General features: G+C 68.0%; 17 protein-coding genes. 9 read left to right on the forward strand and 8 right to left on the reverse strand.

The features are described 5' to 3' along the window. Positions 1–167 precede the first annotated feature (167 nt). The 4 genes from Ani05nite_RS33325 to Ani05nite_RS33340 are packed head-to-tail and all read left to right on the forward strand — an operon-like array spanning position 168 to position 4,018. On the forward strand, positions 168–1,235 hold the full coding sequence (locus Ani05nite_RS33325; protein ID WP_438845799.1) for a tyrosine-type recombinase/integrase: 1,068 nt from the start codon (positions 168–170) through the stop codon (positions 1,233–1,235). After that, on the forward strand, positions 1,232–1,570 hold the full coding sequence (locus tag Ani05nite_RS33330; RefSeq protein ID WP_203774966.1) for a helix-turn-helix domain-containing protein: 339 nt from the start codon (positions 1,232–1,234) through the stop codon (positions 1,568–1,570). Before Ani05nite_RS33325 ends, Ani05nite_RS33330 begins: the two co-directional genes overlap by 4 nt. Beyond that, positions 1,567–3,222, forward strand: coding sequence for a site-specific integrase (locus tag Ani05nite_RS33335; protein ID WP_203774968.1), 1,656 nt, complete (start codon positions 1,567–1,569; stop codon positions 3,220–3,222). Before Ani05nite_RS33330 ends, Ani05nite_RS33335 begins: the two co-directional genes overlap by 4 nt. Before the next feature lie 58 nt (positions 3,223–3,280). Next, entirely contained in the window at positions 3,281–4,018 is a 738-nt protein-coding gene (locus Ani05nite_RS33340) for a hypothetical protein (RefSeq protein ID WP_203774970.1), read from the forward strand. Between the two features lie 233 nt (positions 4,019–4,251). Here the strand turns inward: Ani05nite_RS33340 and Ani05nite_RS33345 are convergent, their stop codons facing one another. The 3 genes from Ani05nite_RS33345 to Ani05nite_RS33355 form a co-directional block, all read right to left on the reverse strand. Further along, positions 4,252–4,680: a hypothetical protein gene (locus Ani05nite_RS33345; RefSeq protein ID WP_203774972.1), complete on the reverse strand. Its 429-nt coding sequence runs from the start codon at positions 4,678–4,680 to the stop codon at positions 4,252–4,254. A gap of 466 nt (positions 4,681–5,146) precedes the next feature. After that, positions 5,147–5,524, reverse strand: coding sequence for a hypothetical protein (locus Ani05nite_RS33350; RefSeq protein WP_203774974.1), 378 nt, complete (start codon positions 5,522–5,524; stop codon positions 5,147–5,149). A gap of 157 nt (positions 5,525–5,681) precedes the next feature. Continuing rightward, on the reverse strand, positions 5,682–6,788 hold the full coding sequence (locus Ani05nite_RS33355) for a hypothetical protein (protein ID WP_203774976.1): 1,107 nt from the start codon (positions 6,786–6,788) through the stop codon (positions 5,682–5,684). A 771-nt stretch (positions 6,789–7,559) separates the two neighbouring features. On the opposite strand from Ani05nite_RS33355, the gene Ani05nite_RS33360 reads away from it, so the two are divergent. The 4 genes from Ani05nite_RS33360 (at position 7,560) to Ani05nite_RS33375 (ending at position 10,744) form a co-directional block, all read left to right on the forward strand. Beyond that, positions 7,560–8,573, forward strand: a complete 1,014-nt coding sequence (locus Ani05nite_RS33360) for an alpha/beta hydrolase (RefSeq protein ID WP_203774979.1) — start codon at positions 7,560–7,562, stop codon at positions 8,571–8,573. Positions 8,574–8,834: 261 nt separating this feature from the next. After that, positions 8,835–9,329 (forward strand): MarR family winged helix-turn-helix transcriptional regulator, encoded by a 495-nt coding sequence (locus tag Ani05nite_RS33365; protein ID WP_203774981.1) that lies wholly within the window; start codon positions 8,835–8,837, stop codon positions 9,327–9,329. Positions 9,330–9,353: 24 nt separating this feature from the next. Continuing rightward, entirely contained in the window at positions 9,354–10,052 is a 699-nt protein-coding gene (locus Ani05nite_RS33370) for a DUF981 family protein (RefSeq protein ID WP_203774983.1), read from the forward strand. 41 nt (positions 10,053–10,093) lie between these two features. Next, complete coding sequence (locus Ani05nite_RS33375) at positions 10,094–10,744, forward strand: hypothetical protein (RefSeq protein ID WP_203774985.1); 651 nt, start codon at positions 10,094–10,096, stop codon at positions 10,742–10,744. A 600-nt stretch (positions 10,745–11,344) separates the two neighbouring features. Here the strand turns inward: Ani05nite_RS33375 and Ani05nite_RS33380 are convergent. Next, positions 11,345–11,620 (reverse strand): hypothetical protein, encoded by a 276-nt coding sequence (locus tag Ani05nite_RS33380; RefSeq protein ID WP_203774986.1) that lies wholly within the window; start codon positions 11,618–11,620, stop codon positions 11,345–11,347. A 1,074-nt stretch (positions 11,621–12,694) separates the two neighbouring features. Further along, the gene (gene mobF, locus Ani05nite_RS33385) at positions 12,695–16,990 is read right to left on the reverse strand and encodes a MobF family relaxase (RefSeq protein WP_203774988.1); all 4,296 of its coding nucleotides are present in this window, start codon (positions 16,988–16,990) and stop codon (positions 12,695–12,697) included. Between the two features lie 211 nt (positions 16,991–17,201). Between mobF and Ani05nite_RS33390 the strand changes: the two genes are divergently transcribed. After that, positions 17,202–17,687, forward strand: coding sequence for a hypothetical protein (locus Ani05nite_RS33390; protein WP_203774990.1), 486 nt, complete (start codon positions 17,202–17,204; stop codon positions 17,685–17,687). Here the strand turns inward: Ani05nite_RS33390 and Ani05nite_RS41995 are convergent. The 3 genes from Ani05nite_RS41995 to Ani05nite_RS33400 are packed head-to-tail and all read right to left on the reverse strand — an operon-like array spanning position 17,671 to position 18,896. Further along, on the reverse strand, positions 17,671–17,802 hold the full coding sequence (locus tag Ani05nite_RS41995; protein ID WP_275410685.1) for a hypothetical protein: 132 nt from the start codon (positions 17,800–17,802) through the stop codon (positions 17,671–17,673). The genes Ani05nite_RS33390 and Ani05nite_RS41995 overlap by 17 nt on opposite strands. Positions 17,803–17,842: 40 nt before the next feature. Then, entirely contained in the window at positions 17,843–18,484 is a 642-nt protein-coding gene (locus Ani05nite_RS33395; RefSeq protein ID WP_203774992.1) for a hypothetical protein, read from the reverse strand. Positions 18,485–18,533: 49 nt separating this feature from the next. Continuing rightward, positions 18,534–18,896 (reverse strand): hypothetical protein, encoded by a 363-nt coding sequence (locus Ani05nite_RS33400; protein WP_203774994.1) that lies wholly within the window; start codon positions 18,894–18,896, stop codon positions 18,534–18,536. Positions 18,897–19,057 lie beyond the last annotated feature (161 nt).

The following is a 19,057-nucleotide window of genomic DNA, read 5'->3' on the forward strand; positions in this document are numbered from 1 at the left end:
ACCAGCGGAAACTATAGCGCCAACCCGATGAGGCCGCGGAAGGCCTGACCCTCAGTCCGAACAGGACTTTTGCCGGGTAGCCTTTCATTAGAAGAAGGATCCATTCTCCTGATGAAGGGGTCATGGTGGCTGTGCGGGCGGTTGATATTCCAGGTGCGGCGCACCTGGTGCTCGCTGATCGTGGGGTGGTCCGGCACCTGGATCCAGCCGAGGCCATGTTCGCGGCGATGCTGACCGGTTGGGACCGGCAGCAAGCGAGTCGGCTGTTGGCTGCCTCGACGCGGAAGCAGCGTGCGGACTCGGTGGGCCGGTTCGCGCGGTTCGTCGGCTCGTACCCGTGGCAGTGGACGCCGGCGGACGTCGAGGAGTGGACTACCGAGTTGCGCGGTGGCCGAGCGCACTCGACCATTCGTGGCTACCAGAACGACGTCGCGCTGTTCTGCTCCTTCATCACCGACGCCCGGTACGGCTGGGCGGACCGGTGTGAGCAGGAGTTGGGGACGCATCCGGTGCAGGTCTTCCACGAGTGGAACACCGCTCGGCACACCAGCGACTACGGGGCCCGGCCCGAGGTGCGGCCGTTCACCCGCAGCGAGTTGCAGGAGTTCTTCGACTTCGCCGACGAGCAGGTCGACCAGGCCCGGCGGCTGAACCGTAAGGGCTGGCTGGCGGCGTTCCGCGACGCGACGCTGTTCAAGGTCGCCTACGCCTGGGGGCTACGACGGCGGGAGGTCGCGATGCTGGACGTCACCGACTTCACCCGCAACGCCGCCGCACCGCAGTTCGGCCGCTACGGCATGTGCAACGTCCGCTACGGCAAGGCCGTGAAGGGCTCACCACCGAGGCGCCGCAACGTGCTCACCACCATGGGCTGGGCCGTCGACGTGCTCACCGAGTACGTCGAGGACATCCGCGGCCTCTACGCCCCGGGCAAGCGGACCGCGTTGTGGCCCACCGAACGCGGCGGTCGGATATCGGTCGCGTCGATCAACATCAGGTTCGCGGAGTACCGCAGCGCCGCGGGTCTGCCGCCCGAACTGCACCCGCACTGCCTGCGACACTCGTACGTCACACACCTGATCGAGGACGGGTTCGACCCGTTCTTCGTCCAACAGCAGGTCGGTCACGCATGGGGCTCGACCACGGCTCTCTACACCGGCGTCAGCTCCGACTTCAAGAACACCATGCTGCGCCGAGCTCTCGGCCCGGCACTCGGGAAGGAGGGCCACGGATGACACGCAGGGTCGGCTACCGGTGGCGGCTACGCGAGGTCATGGCCGCCCACGGCATGTTCCACACCACCGACATCCACCCGCACCTGGCCGAACGCGGCATCGACCTGTCACCAGTCCAGGTCTACCGGCTCGTCGCCCAGACGCCCGAACGGCTCAATCTCACCGTACTCGCCGCGCTCTGCGACGTCCTCGGCTGCACCGCCGCCGACCTGTTCGAGCCCACCGTCGAGACCCACAGCGGACGCGCCCGCAAAGCAGCGAGTGGCGAGGCACCGACCACGTCCGTTGCCCGCCGACCGAAACGGGCCCGGATCGTCGGCGACGACCCGCGGTGAGCCGCGCCGTCTGCGCTTTCTGCGGGCAGGACAAGCCGGTCCGGCAGCGCATGCCCGACGGCCGGGCTCGCTGCCGCAACTGCTTCCACCAGGATCCGGCGACCTGGGAGCCCTGCGGCGGCTGCGGCCAGACCAAACGAGTCAACGCCCGCGCCGCCGACGGCACCGCCCGCTGCCCGAACTGCTACCGCAAATCCGCCCAGCCCAAGCTGCCGTGCGATCGGTGCGGCAAGCTCGTGCACCCGATCGTCCGCGCCGGCGGACGCGGCGGACACACCGAGAACCTCGGCCCGTGCTGCTACCGCGGCGAGAGTCGACTCTGCGGCGGCTGCGGGCGAACCCGCCGCGTCCGAGTGAAGGCCACCGCCACCTCACCAGACCTGTGCGGCACCTGCCACCAGGCCGCGATCACCGGTTGCACCCGTTGCGGCACCGTCACCCGCTGTCGGGGCACCACCACCGGACGCCACGCCATCTGCTGGCGCTGCCACCTGACCGACCGCCTCGACGCGCTGCTGGTCCAACCCGACGGCACCATCCTGCCCGCCCTGCAACCGATCCGGACCGCCGTCCTGTCGGTGGACAACCCCGCCACCGGACTCGGCTGGCTCGGCCGCAGCCGCGGCGCCACCCTCCTCGCCCAACTCGCCGCCGGACAGCTCCCGCTCACCCACGACGCTCTCGACCGCCAACCAGCCGGCAAGTCCGTCGAGCACCTGCGCCGCATGCTCGCCGCCGCCGACGCCCTGCCCGAACGCAACGAACACCTCGCCCGGCTCGAAGCGTTCGCCCAGCGCACCACCGAGGCCATCGAGGATCCCAAGGACCGACGTCTGCTGCGTTCCTACGCCACCTGGCACGTCATCCACCGCATTCGCAACGACCGACCCCGCCCCGCGATCTGGCCCGCTGCCGGATACCGCGCCCGCCACGAGATCACCGCCGCTGCACGGCTTCTGGCCGACATCCGTCAACAAGGACGATCACTCGACACCCTGCGCCAACCCGACATCGACGCGCTCCTCGCCGGCCGTGACACCCTGCGTTCGTTTCTCTCCTGGGCCCATAGCCACCGGCTCATCACCGGAATCCAGCTGCCGAAACACCAGACCAGCCAACCCTTGCACTTCGCCGACGACCAACACCGCTGGAACCTGGCCCGCACCCTCTTGCACGACGATTCCGCCGCCACCATCAGCGACCGCTTCGCTGGCCTGCTCGTACTGCTCTACGCCCAACCGGTGGCCCGCATCACGCGCCTGACTACCGGCCACCTCCGCCACGTTGACGGCACCACCATGCTCGACGTCGGCACTGACGCCCTCCAACTTCCATCACCCCTGGCCGATCTCGCTGCTAGCCTTCCCGAGCGGCGGCCCGCCGGCATGGCTCGAACTCTCTACACCGACCATTGGCTGTTCCCCGGCCGACACCCCGACCGCCCCGCAGACTCCGCCACCCTCATGCGCAGGCTCAACGCCCTCGGCATCTACGCCCGCAGCAACCGCAACGCCGCCATGCTCCAACTCGCGGCTGAACTCCCCGCCGTCGTCATCGCTGACCTCCTCGGAGTCCATACCGGCACCGCGACGAAATGGGCGCACGAAGCCAACGGCAACTGGGCCACCTACGCCGCCGACCGCAGTCGATGAAAGCCTGCAACGGACGGAGAACGGTGTTGGTAGCGTGGCCCGGTCCAGGAGGTCGAACATGATCAATTTGGCCGTACGCAGTCAGGCCTCCCGCTACACACGGATTGTTGCCGCGGCATTCGCGCTCGGTCTTCTCGCGTTCGTCTCCGACTCCTTCGACGCCGGGGCGGGGCAGGTTCTGACCGCGTTGACCAGCAGCGGCCTTGCCTGGGGTCTGGCAGCGTTCCTGGCCGGCCGGACGGCCATCGATCGCCGAAGCGCCGTCATTGGTGCGACCGTCCTGCTGGTCTCGGCCACGCTCGTGTACTACCTGCTGATCTTGGTGGTGAGCCGACGATGGAGCGGTGGGTATCTGGCCGACGGATCGTCGGCGGATCTGTACGGGTTGCGTTCTGTGGCGATCATGACCGCGGCATGGCTCGTGGCATCTCTCATCGCGGGACCGATGCTGGGCCTGCTCGGCCACACGACGCGAGCCGCTCCGACGCGGGGCTCGGCACTGGCCGCGGGGATCGTGTGCGGACTGTTGTCCGGCCAGGTCTGGCAAGAAATCACCGTGGCGCAATCCCACTCCTTGCAAGCAGCGGCTGACATCCTCGACGGCGAATTCGTACCCGGCTTACTGGCAGCAACGCTGATCCAAATCTCTCTTCCGCTCGCCGTCCTTGCCTGGCTGGCGCACGTCCAACGACTTTGGCGCGCCTGGCCCACACTGCTTATCGCAATGATCTCGACCGCGTCACTGAGCGCGCTGCTCTGGCAACTGCTCCGGGACGCCGCGAACCGGTTCGGCTGAACACGCGCCCTTCGCCTCTGGGACGTCGCTGCGGCTAACGCCCGACAGCGTCCGTACGCCGAGGACAGCGCTCGGGGAACCCCCGCGACCTGGGGCCACCGACCGGCACACCTACAGAGTGGGCGCCATCTGCTGATGATGGATTCGCAGCGTTGGACCATCGTCTCAACCGCCTACACCAGCCGAAACTGTGGCCGCGAGGGTGAGTCCATGGCGAGGGCAAGGCGCTGTGGTCAGCCAAGGTCGCGCCGGTAGAACGGCTCAGTGAACGGGAAGGTGATTTGTTCGCCGGCCAAATGCAGTGTCGCCGGCTGGGCAATGGAGACCCACTCGCAGGCCCACACCTTTCCCACCTGCAACACGGCCGGACGCTGCCCGTCCGCGAGCACCACGATCGGTGTGCTGTCCTCGGGCAACTCCCCATACAGCAGCCACCACGTCGCGACGCCATCCCAGCGGGCTCCGCCTTTGGCTTGCCGATCGAATGTGCCGCTCCAGCGCACCCACTCGTCCTCGAGCGGCTGTTGTGAGCCATCGACTTCGGATTCGTGCTGCGCGTCGCTCAGTTCGCGCCAGCGGCCGTCGCTGCGCCACTGCAGGAGCCAGCCGGATGCGGACAGGACCAATGTCTGAACCTCTGCGCCGGTGGGTTCGTATCGCACGACCGCCTCCTCTCCGAGCAGCGCCAATCCGGAAACTCGTCCATCACGTCGAATCGTAGAGGGGCCGCAGGCTGGCAGGGCCGGAGACCGATGGTTTCGTTTCCTGCCGCCTTACGGCTACCGGCCACCACCCCGCGAGGTAGGGACAGCTGGAGATAGCTACCCCGCCGCGTAGTCCTACCGGCAGGGTCGTTGCTGTGGTTGTTCGGACTGACGCCTCGCGCTGCCTTGATCCGGACCCGGAGGAATGCCGCACCCCCGGACTGACGCCGGTTCCAGCAGCGACGCAGCTTGTGTGGCCTCGTCTGTGCGGAGCAGGCCCGCGGGCAGCGGCCGCAGTCATACCTCGGCAACAGAGAGTCCGTTTGCCGCTACGGAGAAGCCCCGACCCGAGGAGAGATCGGCCACCCGGCCCGACTCATTCAGACCGTTGGAATATCCGCACTGCCCCGGCATCTTCCCGCATTCAAGAATTGTGTCGATGAACAGCGAGAATCCTTCTGGCGTCGCGCTTGAGATCCCAGTTGAAGATCATGAGAACAAGGCAAGCGCTGCCGCCGAGGCCCGCGCACCACCGAGGGAACGTTTCGTCCCAGAGCACGGCGATGACCAGCAGGCTCAAGGTCATCAGGGCCTGGAACGTAGTCGTGTAGAGGAAGGACGACGACGGCACTTCGAGGGCCATACGCGAGAACCTCACCGCGACTGCGTCAACAGCGTCATTCGGGTGCCGCTCACCGCGCTTGGCCAGCCGCGCCACCTCGAGGCGAGTCTTGAAAGGAACCCTGCGCCATTCAGCAGCGATGGCACGCCTTTCCCGACGCGTCATACGCGTTTCGGTCACACCGAAGGATAGGACAGTGCGACTGGCCGTCAATCATGAAGCCGTAAATGACACCCCGATCGTGCACCCCTCCGCAAAGGGAGCGGCAGCCCGTAGTGCAGAGACCAGCCGTGCCCGCGTGCCAGCATCACTGTTCACCGGCCGGCTGCACGACTGCTTATGGCTTGGTGAGCAGTGCAGGCAGGTCCGTGGATGCTTGCCGGATCGTGTCGCCGCTGGTTCCGTCACCGGGGAGGACGCCTTGGGCGACGAGGCGTCGGCAACCGTCGAGTTCCACGTAGATGTCGCCCCGGGGAGTTTCCAGCCGGGCGAACCGGTTGGCCGGGGTGGTACATGTTGTCGCTTTCCCGGAGGTCTGGACCGCTCGCTTGACGGCGGCCCACCGGCCCGTCGGCAGCAAGCCGCCGGCGACGAAGTCGCCCTGCGGCTTTTCGCTGTCCCGCCCGCTCGCCTTCACCTGGTAGACGCACAGTCGTACCGATGCGGCGTCGTCGGCCAGCGGGGCGAGATCGCCCTGCCGAGTGGGCGGGTAGACGCCGGTGAACCACACCATGTCGGTGAAGACCTGATCGCATCCGCTCGCCGCGGCCTCGGCTGACTCCACCTCGCCGAGCACACGAGTGGTGACTCGGGTCCAGTGCAGCTTGTCCATGGCGGCTGCGGCCTCGGCAAGGGGCTTGCCGCAGGCGTCGCGGGGAATGCCGGGGCGTACCCATCGGCCTTGGCCGTCGAGCAGCACCAGCCGCGGCGGACTGTATCCCTCTAAGGTGCAGATCAGATCCGGATCCGGATCTGGTGGCTCGTCGCCGGCGGACGGCTCCGGTGACGGCGGCGGCGCGTCGGGCAGACGCAGCGCGGCAAGCAGGGCTGCCACGTCGTCGGCGCGGTCCTCGACGGCGATCGCGTCCGTGCCACCGTCCGGCCGCCGCTGCGTGTCTTCCCGGCACCTGACGGCGGCCACCGGGTGGAAGGTGCCGGCGAAGTGCAGGAGCGACACGGCGTCGAGCCCCTCGTCCTGAGGCCGCATCGACGGTTCGCCGGCACACGAGCGCCAGCGCGGGTGAATCCGTGGTGCGCTGGACGGCCGGGGATCCGGCGTGGGTTCGGCGGACGCGAATGACTGCGCATCCGCCGGTCCTGTACCGCTCACCTGGCCCGCGCAGCCGGCAGCGGCCAGGGTGAGCACCCCACCGACGACGAGTGCTGCGCCACCTCGAACCACCGCGGCAGCAGCTCCGGAGGCCGCAAACCGCATCTTGATCATTCGGGGGAGCCTAGAACGGGCAGGCGCGTCCACGGGCCGGTAGGTGAGTCCGTCAGCTGTCCCGAACGGGTAATGGCAGAGGCCCACCTCGGGCCTGGTGGCCGCCTTTCGGCTGAATGGCATCCACCGGGCGATCTCCAACTGACACCGCGCAGCCGACCCGCCGACCCTTCGGGCCAAGCGCAGCTAAGCGGTCCGACCATGCTTCACCTTCGCCCATCACTGTGCGTCACTGAAGTGCCGACTCAACGACAGACACAAACGTCGTACTCGAGGGTGGTGCCCCGGGTCCGCCGCCACCCCACAAGGCAGGACAGCTGGAGACAGCTATCCGACGCGTAGTCCTACCGGCAGGGTCGTTGCTGTGGTTGTTCGGACTGACGCCTCGCGCTGCCCTGGTCCGGGACGCGGAGGAATACCGCACCTCCCGAATAACACCGGTTTCCAGCAGCGACGCAGCGTTGTGTGCCTCGTCGGTGCGGAGCTGCTCCGCGCAGTGGCCGCAGTCATACCTCGGCTACAGAGAGCTTGCTTGCGGCTACGGAGAAGTCCGACCCGAGGAGGGATCGGCCACCCGGCCCGACCTATTCAGACAGTTGGAATATCCGCACTGCCCCGGCAAACCGCCGTCCCTCGACCATCCCCACCCAACCAAGGGAGCAGCGCATGCTGTCCACCACCGACTCGGCCGTCACCCGAGACGGCCGGCCAACTCACATCCGACACCTCCTGACACCCCTCGCGGTAGCGGCAGCCCTCATCCTCGCCGGCTTGGCGCTGGCCACGCCCGCCGCGCACGCGCAACCGCCGTCAGCGGCGCGATCGGGCTGCGCCCGGCACGACCTGAGCGTCACGCTGACCTCCAGTCCCGGCCCAGCGCGGTACCGGCTCGCCGGCTGGCTGTGCCGGCCGGACCGCACGACCACGACCGTGCAGGTGCTGATCCCCGGCCTCACTTACACCCACCGCTACTGGACCGGAATCGGAACGCGCACCGACTACACCACCGCGGCCCTGGCCGGAGGTGATGCCGTCTACCTCATCGACCGCATCAGCACCGGCGCCAGCGACCGGCCACCCGCCGACCAGGTCACCACCACCACCGAAGCAACCGTCACCCACCAGGCCGTTCGCGCGTTGCGCGACGGCACCCTCGGCCGATTCACCCGCGTCATCGGCGTCGGACACTCCTACGGCTCGGTCATTGCGATGGCCGAAGCCGCCACCTACCACGACGTCGACGCGCTCGTGGTCACCGGCCTGCTGCACGACATCCGCATCGACGAGATGACCCGCTTCATCACCGACCTGTACCCGGCCGCCGCCGACCCGAAGTTCACCGACACCGCACCGCCGGACGGCTACCTGACCACCCGGCCCGGCAGCCGACCCGGGTACTTCCTCGACCCGCACACCGCCGTCCGAGGCGCCGCCGGCTGGGACGAGCAGACCAAGACGACCGCCACCACCGGGGAACTCACCTTCACCCCGGACGACGAGCTGGCCTACAGCCGCGCCATCACCGTGCCCGTCCTGATTGTCATGGGCGAGGCCGACGCCCTGTTCTGCGGCACCGGCCAGCCCTGCAAAACACCGTCCGACATCTGCCAACGCGAACACACCGCGTTCCCGCCGGGCGCGGCCCTGGCCGCGGCGACTATCCCGCGGACCGGCCATTCCATCAACCTGCACCGCACGGCACCGCTGGCGTTCACAGCCATCTACACCTGGCTCAACCACCAGCGCAGCGCTTCGGCCACCTCGCTCGTGTCGTCCTGCCGCTGACCGGCACGTACCGGCGAAACACCACAACAGGCGATCCGCCATGGAAAGGACCCCGACCATGCCCGCATACACCGCCAGTCACCGCCCCGCCCGGCACATCCGGCGCCTGCCCAGCACGGTGGGCGGACTCGACGACATGCACCAGTTTTGGCCGGTGCGCCCACTGGCGGACTGGACCAGCGGTGACCACCACCGCCACGGCAGGACCCGGGCCCGGCCGTATCCGCCAGCGCTCGTAGAGCCGGGAACTGGAGCCCGATGATGGGCGAAAGAGTAGCGGGTGTCGTCGACATAACTGCGTCGGCGTCGCCCGGTGTCAAAGGCGCCGACGACGGGCCGGGCCGGCTGGATCACCTCGCCCAGCTGTGCCGCACCGCGAACTTCGCCCGCCGCCACCTCGAAACCACCGTCCTCTACGACGCCAACCTGACCTGGACCAGCTACGACGTCCTGCACCTTGCCGTCATGCACCGACCCGTCGATACCGGCGTCGTCGCCGTCCTGGCCCACGTCTCCAAAGGCTCCGTCACCCGCTCGGCCGCCGCCCTCATCAAACGCGGTCTGCTGCGCCGCAGCATCCCCGCCACGGACCGCCGACGGTCCCTGCTGGCGCCCACCCCTGCCGGCTGGGCGCTCAACCAGCAACTCCGCGCTCAGCTCATCGCCGAGCTGAACACCCTGCTCGACGCCCAGCCCAGCGCCAACCGGCACGACATCGCCGTCCTTCGGCACCTCATCACCACCCACCAGCAATAACCCTTCCTCCCTGGGAGCCAACGCATGATCATGTACAACACTTCTATTGGCGTCGCCGCCGGCGCGGCCCTGATCCTCGTCCCGCGCTACTGGGCCTGGCTGCGCAACGAACGCATGCCCCTGCGCCTGGTGCGAGCACCGGCCGATCACAGCGGCTGGGCCGCAGCGTTCGGCGTCCTTGGCCTGCTACTGACCGGGCTCGGCGGCACCATGACCGTCACCCACCCGCTCAGCGAAGCCAAGCCCTACATCGACACCATCTTCGGCGAGCCCGCCCTGATGCTCGGTGTGCTCCTCCTGGCCGCCGCCTGGCGGATCAGCCGCAGCAAATCGGCCCTTGACCCCGAACGGCTACCGGAGGCGCTGGGTCCCGTCGGGGTCATCGTGTTCATCCTCGGGCTCGTCATGACCTGGTGCACACTCGCCATCGTGCGCTTCGACGTCATCAGCGCCGCACCCGCCGAGGAACCCATCACTGGCCTACTGCACCAGCACCCCGCCATCGAGAACACGTTCTTCGCCGCCGTGCTCTACGGCCCCGCCGCGCTGGGTTGCCTCCTTTTCCCCTTCGCGGCCCGGCCCGGCAGCCGCCGCAGCTGGCAGGTCCTCTACTGGGCCTGGACCGTCGCTGGCATCGGTTTCGCGTTGTTCTCCGCGATGAACTTCTACACCCACACCGGCATGGTCGTGAACCTCACCGACGGCAGTGCTCACCGGTGGTAAGGCCGGTGACCGTGAACCATCGAGCTGGAAGGCGACGACTCATGTCCATCGCACCGACCACCGCGACGATCCGAGCCGCTTGCGGGATCACGGCCATCCTCCTGGCGTTCGGAACAACTGCCTGCAGCCACACAGGCAGCACCCAAAGTGCGACCAGCGCACGACCGAGGCCATCCGCGCCTACCGCTGCGCAGTCGGCGAGCTCGGCGCAGGGTATCGCCACCGCAGGCGCTCGCTACGTCAACCGGCGCGATGTGTGCAGCGCACTGGATCACGTAAGCCTCGCCCGTGCGCTCGGCATCGACGCCGGCCATCTGAGCGAACCACGATTCAGTGACACCAGAGCCTCGTCTCTGGCCACCTGCGACCACCAGTACGGCGCCGCTGGAATGCGCAGCTTGATCTCTCTGGAGGTCATGACCAGCAAAGAAGGATCAGTGAAGGGCTTTTACGAAGGCATGCGCGGCGCCCACCAGAGGTCCACCGGGGTGACCGATGTGCCGGGTGTCGGGCAGCAGGCCGCTGCCTACACCGACCCCACCACAGGCCCGCACCTGATGGCGTACGACGGCAATCTCTACCTGAGCATCGCCCTCATCCCGGTGAACAGCGCTGTCACCGAGCAGGTGGACACCCAACAACTGCTCATCGCATGCGCACGAGGCGTCTTCAACGAACTGCGTCAGCAATAGCGGCAGCCTCGGCCGTTCCGGCACCCCACCGGAGCGGCCGAGGCCAGCAGGTTCGGCTGCGCTTCCGTCATGACGAAAAGATGACGCAGTCCGAAGCGGTTGTTGCGATGATGCTGTGCTGTGATGGCCATCTTCTCGGTGCTCGCCCGTACAGTCCTTCGTGGCGTGCTGCCCTACCCCGACCTCCCCGCGACGCATGCGCGTCCGACGCAGCGCCCGCACCCTCGCGACCAGCCGCCCCTTGCCCCGCGACGAGGAACAAGTCACCGGTGAACACTTCGCCCGGTTGGCCCTACTGCGGCTGCTGTTCCTGCAACGAGAGATGCGGCGAGCGGTACGGATGCGCCAGCGAGAAGCGGCTGCCCTACTCGCCCGCACCGCCATCGAGACTTGCATCCTCGGCCTGTGGTGCGTGCTCATTCCAGGCGCTGCGGACAGACTTCGGGCCTCCGAGTACAAGACCAGCGCGGCCATGCTTACCTTCCTGTAGAGCACCGGGCTCATCCCCAGCAACTCACTCGGCAGGCGGTAAGCGCACTCGGCGAACCGCAGAGTCTTCCAGCGGACGTGGCGTACCGACCTGCGTCGCAATGCTAAATCTTATCCGCGCACAACTTTGATCACAGCCTTCTTTAGGCTTAAACCTTGCACGTCAAAGTTCACCACACCTTTTTCGGTAGGTGCCGACTGGCAGGCTTGGCGGATCTTATCGCTCGCGGCTTCGTCAACGAGAATGGCAATAACGGGGAACTTCTGACCGATGTCGTCCTTCCCGACACTACCCACATTGAGTTCCGGTCCTACCCAAGTGCCGTCTTGGTTCAACTTCGCGGGCTGGCAAAAGGGGCCGAAGAACTTTCTGTCGTCTTGTGTCATTACAAACGTCCACACTTGACGGTCGCCCTCCGGCTGCCATTCACCCTGAACAGTGAGGATACGGTCAACCGGGATGGTTGGGTTAGGGCTCATTATCGCGAAGGCATATGCGCGCTGCGGCGACGCGAGGGGCGGTGCGAGTGGGCCCGCCTGGGGAGGTGGCGTCGTAGAGGCGTCAGCGCGCTTTGGGGCGTCCGGAATAGGCGGTGCGGTCGTGGTCAGGAGTGCCGGACTGGATGACGAAGAGTTTGAAGACGTCGGCGTACTGACCACACCGCCAGTCGCTTGAGGTATAGCCGTGCTACTCGGAGTTGGAGTAACGTTTGCGGCATCACCCGGCTTGATAAATGGGACGACAACCTGACCGACCACGGTCAAAATGACGCCGGTCAACGCTAATTTACTTACAAATTTTACGCCTCGTACATTGATCAATGCCGCCGCAATGGTGGCCAATGCGTTGTCGGGCGGCTCCGGCGCCGCTCCATTCCGGTTTCCTGAGCTAGTGGCCACCGATGCTCCATCAAGTGAATGACTGCTGGGCGAATGGAGCGTACTTGCTCAGGGCAAATGGGTTCGCGTGCAAGTTGCAAAAAGCCGTGTCGAGTCACCCGAACGGATGAGAGCAAACAGTCACGCACTGATGACAAATAGTAATCATGCCAGACTCTTGGCCTAGTTAAGCCTCGGCGGTCGCCTAACTCGGGAGGTATGCATCCTATGCCACATTTCACGCTAGGTGATATTCGCGCTGCAGCCCGGCGCCAAGTACAGGTCCACCGACATCGCGGTAGGTGAACGGACGGTGCGTCTGCTTAACCCTACTGTGGTTGCCGATGAAGCGGCGGGCATGGAATTCTTCGCCGGGGCCGGCGGCGTTGCGGGCGGCGTCGATGACGTCCGGCAGGTCATCGGCGTCAACGAGGACGGCGGCGAACAGATGCGCACGGGGTGCTGGTGCAGGCGGATGAAAGCTTCGTCGACGAACGCGACGGAGTGCGCGCTCATGCCCGCCCCCAATTCCGGTCGGCGAGCATCGACCGTGAGCAGAGTGTGCGGTCAAGCGTGCTGGCTTCAGGCATGGTCGACCTCCGCGTCAAAGCGGTCGGGTGGTGCGTCGAGGTCGGAATCCTCGAGGATGCGCTGCTGCTCTGCTTCGGCCTGCGGGGCAAGCTGGTCAGGAACGGGCCGGGTGTGTGGTTGGGGGCGGGTGGAGTCGACAGCGCGAACGCGGGCCGCGGTGGCGCGAACGGTTTCGGTGAGGCTGCTGGCGTCGTCGGCGAGGTTCTGCGCGCGGCGTGCGGCTTCGGAGGCGGCGGCGAGCCCGGCGTAGCGGGCAGGTAGTGCCTCGTCGTACCAGCCGGTCCACGTCTGATGCTGGTCTTCGAGGTTGTGAACGCGTGCGCGGGCGGTGTCGATGCGCCCGCGTGCGGATTCAAGCCGATCCTGGAGTTCGTCGACTGTGGCGGTGGCGCGCAGCGCATCCGTCCTGGCGTGCTGGTGGCGGATCGCGGCTTGGGTGTGCAGGGGGCCGGCGTGCCACCATCGCGGTTTCATGGTGTTGGCGTGCCGGCCTGCTGAAGCGGCGGCGGTCTGGGCGGTGGCCAGGTCGACGCGGGCGTCGCGGAGGTGGGTTTCGGCGCCGACGAGTTGGGTGTGGGCGGCGCGGAGTTGTCCGGCGACATAGGCGGGGGCGTTCTGGTCGGTGTCGCGTTGCGCGGTGATGAGTGCTCGGAGCTGCCCGTCGGTGGCAGCGCTGACCTGCCCGGCAACGGTGGCGACGCCGAGAACGGTCTGAGCGCGTTGCCAGGCGCCCCACCGGCCGACGTCTCGGGGTGATGGTTCGGGACCGATCGGGTCGTCACCGGTGACGGTGTAGCGGTCGCGGTAGGCGACGATGACGGCGGCGCGGCTGGTCCACTGCCGGCGCCCGGGCTCGTCGTCCGGGAGCGGGCCGAGCGCGGTGGCCCAGATGGGACGTTCCGCGGCTGCCTGCTGGGCGAGGGCGTGGATACGGGTGTCGCAGATGGCCGCGACCTGGCGCAGCGCGTCGCCGATATCGCCGTCGACGGCGGGTGCGCGCTGGGTGTAGGTGCCGGCCTGGGTAGGGCTCAGGGCGACAGCGGGGTCGGGTTGCAGGTCGCGGTAGGTCTGGTCGATGCGCCAGGCGAGGACGGCGGCCGTGTCGTGGGCACTGTTCAGTTCCCGCTGGGAGGTGACCGCGGCGAGAACGTGCTCGGGGTTGTAGCCGGCTGCGGCGAGGGCGTGCAGGCGGGCGGCGAGTGCGGGCATGGCGGGGTCGGCGGCGAGGTTGTCCGCAACCTTTTGCCCGGCGACGTTACGGACGACGGCGGTGTACCGGTCGGCGCCGGCGCGGGCGGCGAGGTCGTCGTAGATGGGCCCCCAGTGCCGCAAGGTGTCGGCGTCGGCCCACAGGCCTTGTTCGGTTTCGGTGGCGGAGCGGTCGGTGCCGTCCTCGCGCAGGATCCCGGCGAGCACGGTGACGCCGGCTGTCGGTGGTGCCGGTGGGTGGGCTTCGGGGGGTTCGTCGGCGGTGACGACGGCGAGTTGGTTGAGGAGCCGGCCGCGGGTGGCCATGACGTAGAGCCGGGCTCGGGTGGTGGCCTGGTCGATGATGGCGCGAGCTGCGTCGACGGTGCGGCCTTGCGCGGAGTCGACGGTGGCGGCGTAGGCGAGCTGGACGTGGGCGGCGACGTAGTCGGCCGGTAGCGCTGTGGTGGCCTGGTCGGCGGTGTTCTGCACGAGCAGAGCCCCTTTGGGGCCGAGTTCGAGGACGCGCCATTGGCTGCGGTTGGCGACGAATTGCTCGCCGGCGATCAGGGTGCGGTTGTTGCGGCGGGTGACGATCAGGTCGCCGACGCCGGCGTGGGTGCCGTCCGCGAGGGCGACGGCGGGGCCAGGTTGCACGATGCCGGCCCGGATGAGCAGGCGCCGGGCCTGGGTGGCGATGTCGGCGGCTTCCGCCTGAGTTTCGACGAGGATGAGGCTGGTCCGGTCTTGCAGAATGTCGGCGGCCCACCCGTCGAGGACGTGGTTGATGAGTTCGGTGCGGTGTCCGGCGATGACCCGGCCGCGTCGGTCGTACTCGGCGAGCACGGTGGTGTCGCCCTCACGCAGCCGCAGGGAGGCCGGGCCTTCCCACGGATCGATGAAGCGACGGACCTCGCGCAGCTGCGTAGTCGTCCCGAGGGAGGCGAGGTAGCGGAACATGCCGCCGGGCCCGATCGCGGAGATCTGTTCGGGGTCACCGACCAGGATGAGTTTTCCGGCGACGGGTTTGAGGAGCTGGGTGAGGCGCACGAGGTCGAGCGTTGAGGCCTGCGACGCCTCGTCGATGATGACCCACTGGCCGGGCTGGAACGCCCAGCCGGCCGGTGTGGTGCCTTCGGGTGGCATCGTCTGGGCGTGCAGCCACATGGCGATGTTCTCGGTCCGGATGCCTGGCTGGTCGCCGTCGCGGGTGGCGTCGGCGAGGACGAACGCGGCGTTCTGCCCGACGGTCAGGCCGAGTACGGGTATGCCGGCCTGGCGGGCCGCGACACCGACAGCGCGTTGGAGATAGGTTTTGCCGGTGCCGGCCGGGCCGACGATGCTGGTGACCCGGCGGTCGTCACCGACGGCGAAGTGCAGCGCCGTGCGCTTCTCATCCGACAGGTCGAGCCGGTCAGCGACCGCGTCGAGCAGCGCCCGGGGTGCGGGGGTGCCGCCGTGGCGGGTGGCGTAGGCGATGAGTTCTTTCTCGGCGGCCAGGACCGGTTCGGTGGAGATTTTCAAGTCGCGGTGCCGGCTATAGATGCTCTGCCGGTCGGAGCCGCGGAGCAGGGTTTCGCCCCACTCGAGCAATGCTGGTGGTGTCAGGACCCGTAGCCCGCCGGCCCTGGTCCGGATGGCGTGGGCGGCGTAGCGCTGCACTTGCCGCCAGTCGGAGCGGCGGTCCATGGTCGGGCTGACGTGCAGCTGACGGCCGATGGCCAGTTCCAGGTGGTCGACGCTGAACACGGCGCGTTCGGCGCTGAGCTCGTCGACGGCGCGTTCGACGGCCAGGTGCGGCAGCCGCCGGATAGCGGCGGTGACGACCGGGAAGCGCTGTTCGTCGCGCTCGAGGCCGAGCTGGACGGCGGCGGCGTCCAGGTCTTGAACCCGTAACGGCTGGTCGGTGCGGTGGCGGTGCGCGAGCCTGATTACCCGCCGGGCCTGCTGGTCCACCGGGTCGGCCGTGCGGCCTGCGGCGATGCGACGCACCTCAGCGGCGGTGTCGAAACCCGCTTGCCGGTCCTCGCGCTGCCACCGGGTGACGGCTTCGAGGGTGGATTCGGGGCCGTCCTTGGGACGGCGGGTGCGCAGGGTGGCGTCCTGCGCGGAGCGCCGCCACCGGCCGGTGGGGATCCACTCACGGCCGGTGCTGGGGTCGCTGTGGCGGCCGTCGAGCTCGGTTTCGACGGCGGTGCGCCGCTTGGAGTAGTGCTGGATCGCGCGGGGATTGAATCCGACGATCTCGCGGATCGGCGAGCCGGCGCGCGCGGCGAACCGGACGCTGAGGCGTCGGCCGAGTTGGTGTTCGACGGCGCGTTCGTAGGCGATCCGGGCGCTGATGGTGGCTTGGTAGAACGCTTTGCTGTCGAGGGCGAGCCACGTCTCGCGGCCGTCGCGGACGACGCGGACCTTCGAGCTGACGATGATGTGGGAGTGCAGCTGCGGGTCTTTCTCCCGGGACATGCGGTGGTCGAAGACCGCGGCGGCGAGGCCGTCGGTGTCGACCTGCACGATGCCGTTGGTACCCAGCCGGGTGAACGCCCCGTGCGCTCGTAGGTGCTCCAGGGCGGCGCGTACACCGTCGTGGTGCGACGCCATCACCTCGCGTTTGACCTGGTCGTCTCCGAACGCCCACAGGAGGCTGATGCTCTTGACCGGTGAAACGGTCACGTCGAACCCGGCGACCGGGTGGCGTTCCGGGGCGGTCCAGATCCGCAGCCACACCTGGGCGATCTGCTCGTAAGTGGCGTCCTCGGGCAGCGCTTTCCACGCCTTTTCGACGGCGGCTTGGCGTGCGTCGTCGTCGAGGGCCTCGAATTTGCGCCACAGCCGGCCGAGTCGTTCGCCGGTCTCTGGGTGGCTGCCCTCGCCGATGAGGTTCTGCAACTGCTTTTCGGTGACCTGTCCCTGCACTCCGAACAAGGCAGGGGTTTGGCCGGCCCACCAGCCGGGAGCCTCACCGTGCGCGCGCGGGTCGGCGTGGTAGGCCACCGCGGCGTTTGGGCTGGCGGGGCGGAAGTCGTGGTGACCGGTGGCTACCTGCTGGGTGAGGTAGGCGATCCCGGCCCCTGGCGAGATGCGGGTTACCGAGAGCATGCCGCAGAGCGTAGGCACCCGGCAGGCGCCTTTACGACATTGGAATGCCAGGGGGTGTGCTAGTTCTGAGAAGAGGTTAGAGAGTGACCTGATATCTGTGCTGATGAGAGATGGTGTGAGCAATGTTGAACGATTAGGTGACCAATTACAACTAACATTCAACGATTTTTAGATGTGGAGGGCGAGCCTGTGGAATGGTTAGCGTAGATGTATGGCTAGTAAGACGACGAACAGTGCTATCAAGGCGTTGGAGCGGCGGCACGCGGCGGAGCGTGCCGCATTGAAGGCGGCGGCGGATGCGGGGGCGGCGCTCCGCCGCGCGCGGGAGCGGCGCGCGGCGGAGCTCGCGCGGCTGGATGAGATGGTGGCAGAGGCGGAGCGGGGCGCGGATGTGGCGCTGGCGGTGCTGGCGTCGCTGATGGCTCCCGATGCCGCCGCGGTGCTGATGCAGGAGACACCGGCGCGCGTGCGGTTGGGTCAGCAGCGGGCGCCGGCGGAAGAGGTCAACGCGCGGGTGAGCGAGTTGAGCGACGGTGCTCCCGTGGTCCGGCGTCGGGGGCGTCCGCGTGGGAGTGGCCGGTCCGGCGGCGGCACGGCTTCTGCCGGGTCGGCGCCGGCCGCTGGGGCCGCGAGAAACTCGGGTGATCCTGCCGCTTCGGCGGTAGGCGAAGTGGCGACGTTCAGCGAAGGAAGATAAGGGCGAACAGGAGCAACGCCACGGCGATGAGGGCGACGGTTAGGCCGATTGCGGCGATGATGTGGCCGGCTCGAACGGTGCGGCGGCCGGCGGGGTCGTTGTTGATCAGTGGCATTGCTTCTCCTGCTTGTCCGGGGTGGGTTCAGTATCGGCGGTTAGGCGGCCTCGTCGGCGAGGTGGCGTAGGTGGGTGGCGGCATCGTCGAGTGCGGCTAGCTGGGCGCGCATCTGGTTGAGCGCGTTGCGGGCAGGCTGGATGTGCCGGTGGTTGAGATTGTGTAGGCGGGCGGCGGCGTGCCGGATGGCGGTGGTGCGTCGTTCGTATTCGGTCTGCGGGCGGGCGACGTAGCTGCCGATGATGGCGGTGAGGATCTGGCAGAAGTAGTCGTTCGTACGGTCCGAGACTTCGCGTCGGCCGATGCGCTCGAAGTGCAGTCCCGGGCGGGTACGGGTGAGGTATTCGCCCGGGTCGAGGGCGGGTATTTCGCCGTGGAGGGTGACGGTGTTGATGGTGGGTAGCTCTTCGCGGGTTTCGCTGCGGTAGTCGGTGGCCGGCCCGTGTATGCCGAGTCGTAAGCGGATGCGGGTGGGGATGGCCTCGAGGTCGTCGGCGTAGGTGGGTGTGATGGTGAGCGCCCCGGCTGCGCGGGAGCCGGTGAACCGGTAGGTGACGGTGCCGTCGGCCGATGTGCGCTCGCGGATGTCGATCGAGCGGCGGCCGGGCATGGCAAGGTGTCGCCAGACGGTGACGTGGTCGAGCGTGGTCGCCGTCGTGGTGGTTCGGAGTGTTGTGGTCATGACGTGCCTTCCCGTGGGGGTGCGGGCACCCCCACGTCCTTGGTGATGATCAGGGGCGGTAGTGGCGACTTCCTTCACGCCGTCGATCGCGGGCGAGGGTGTTTTCTAGGTCAGGTGGGATGACTGCGTACGGCGCGACGGCATCGATCACCTCGGCGGGTTCGAGGATCGCGACCCGATCGGCACCGAGCCAAATGAACACCGGTTCGGCCGGGCGCCAGCGGTTGGGCAGATGCAGAATCGCCGCGACGCGGCAGATGACGGCTCGGATGGCGCGGGCGGTTGGTCCGGCGATGGGTTCGGTGTTGTGGTTGATGACCTGAGCGAAATAGCTCCCGAGCGGTCGATCCCAACCGACGACGATCTGGTATTCGACGTAGCGGGATTTCGGGGTGAGTTCGTGGTGGCTCATGGCGTGGCTCCGTGAAGGTCTTGGGGTAAGCGGGTGGCGCGGCCGGCGGTGGTGTCACGCACGGGGTGAGCGGGGCAGTCCGTGGATCGGGTGCTCGATGCGCCCGAGACGCGGCCTGCGCAGATGCAGCCGGGGCGGCCGCCCGGAGATCACCGGGCGGC

It is taken from the genome of Actinoplanes nipponensis, from assembly GCF_016862275.1.
In the GTDB taxonomy this organism is placed as follows: Bacteria; Actinomycetota; Actinomycetes; order Mycobacteriales; family Micromonosporaceae; genus Actinoplanes; species Actinoplanes nipponensis.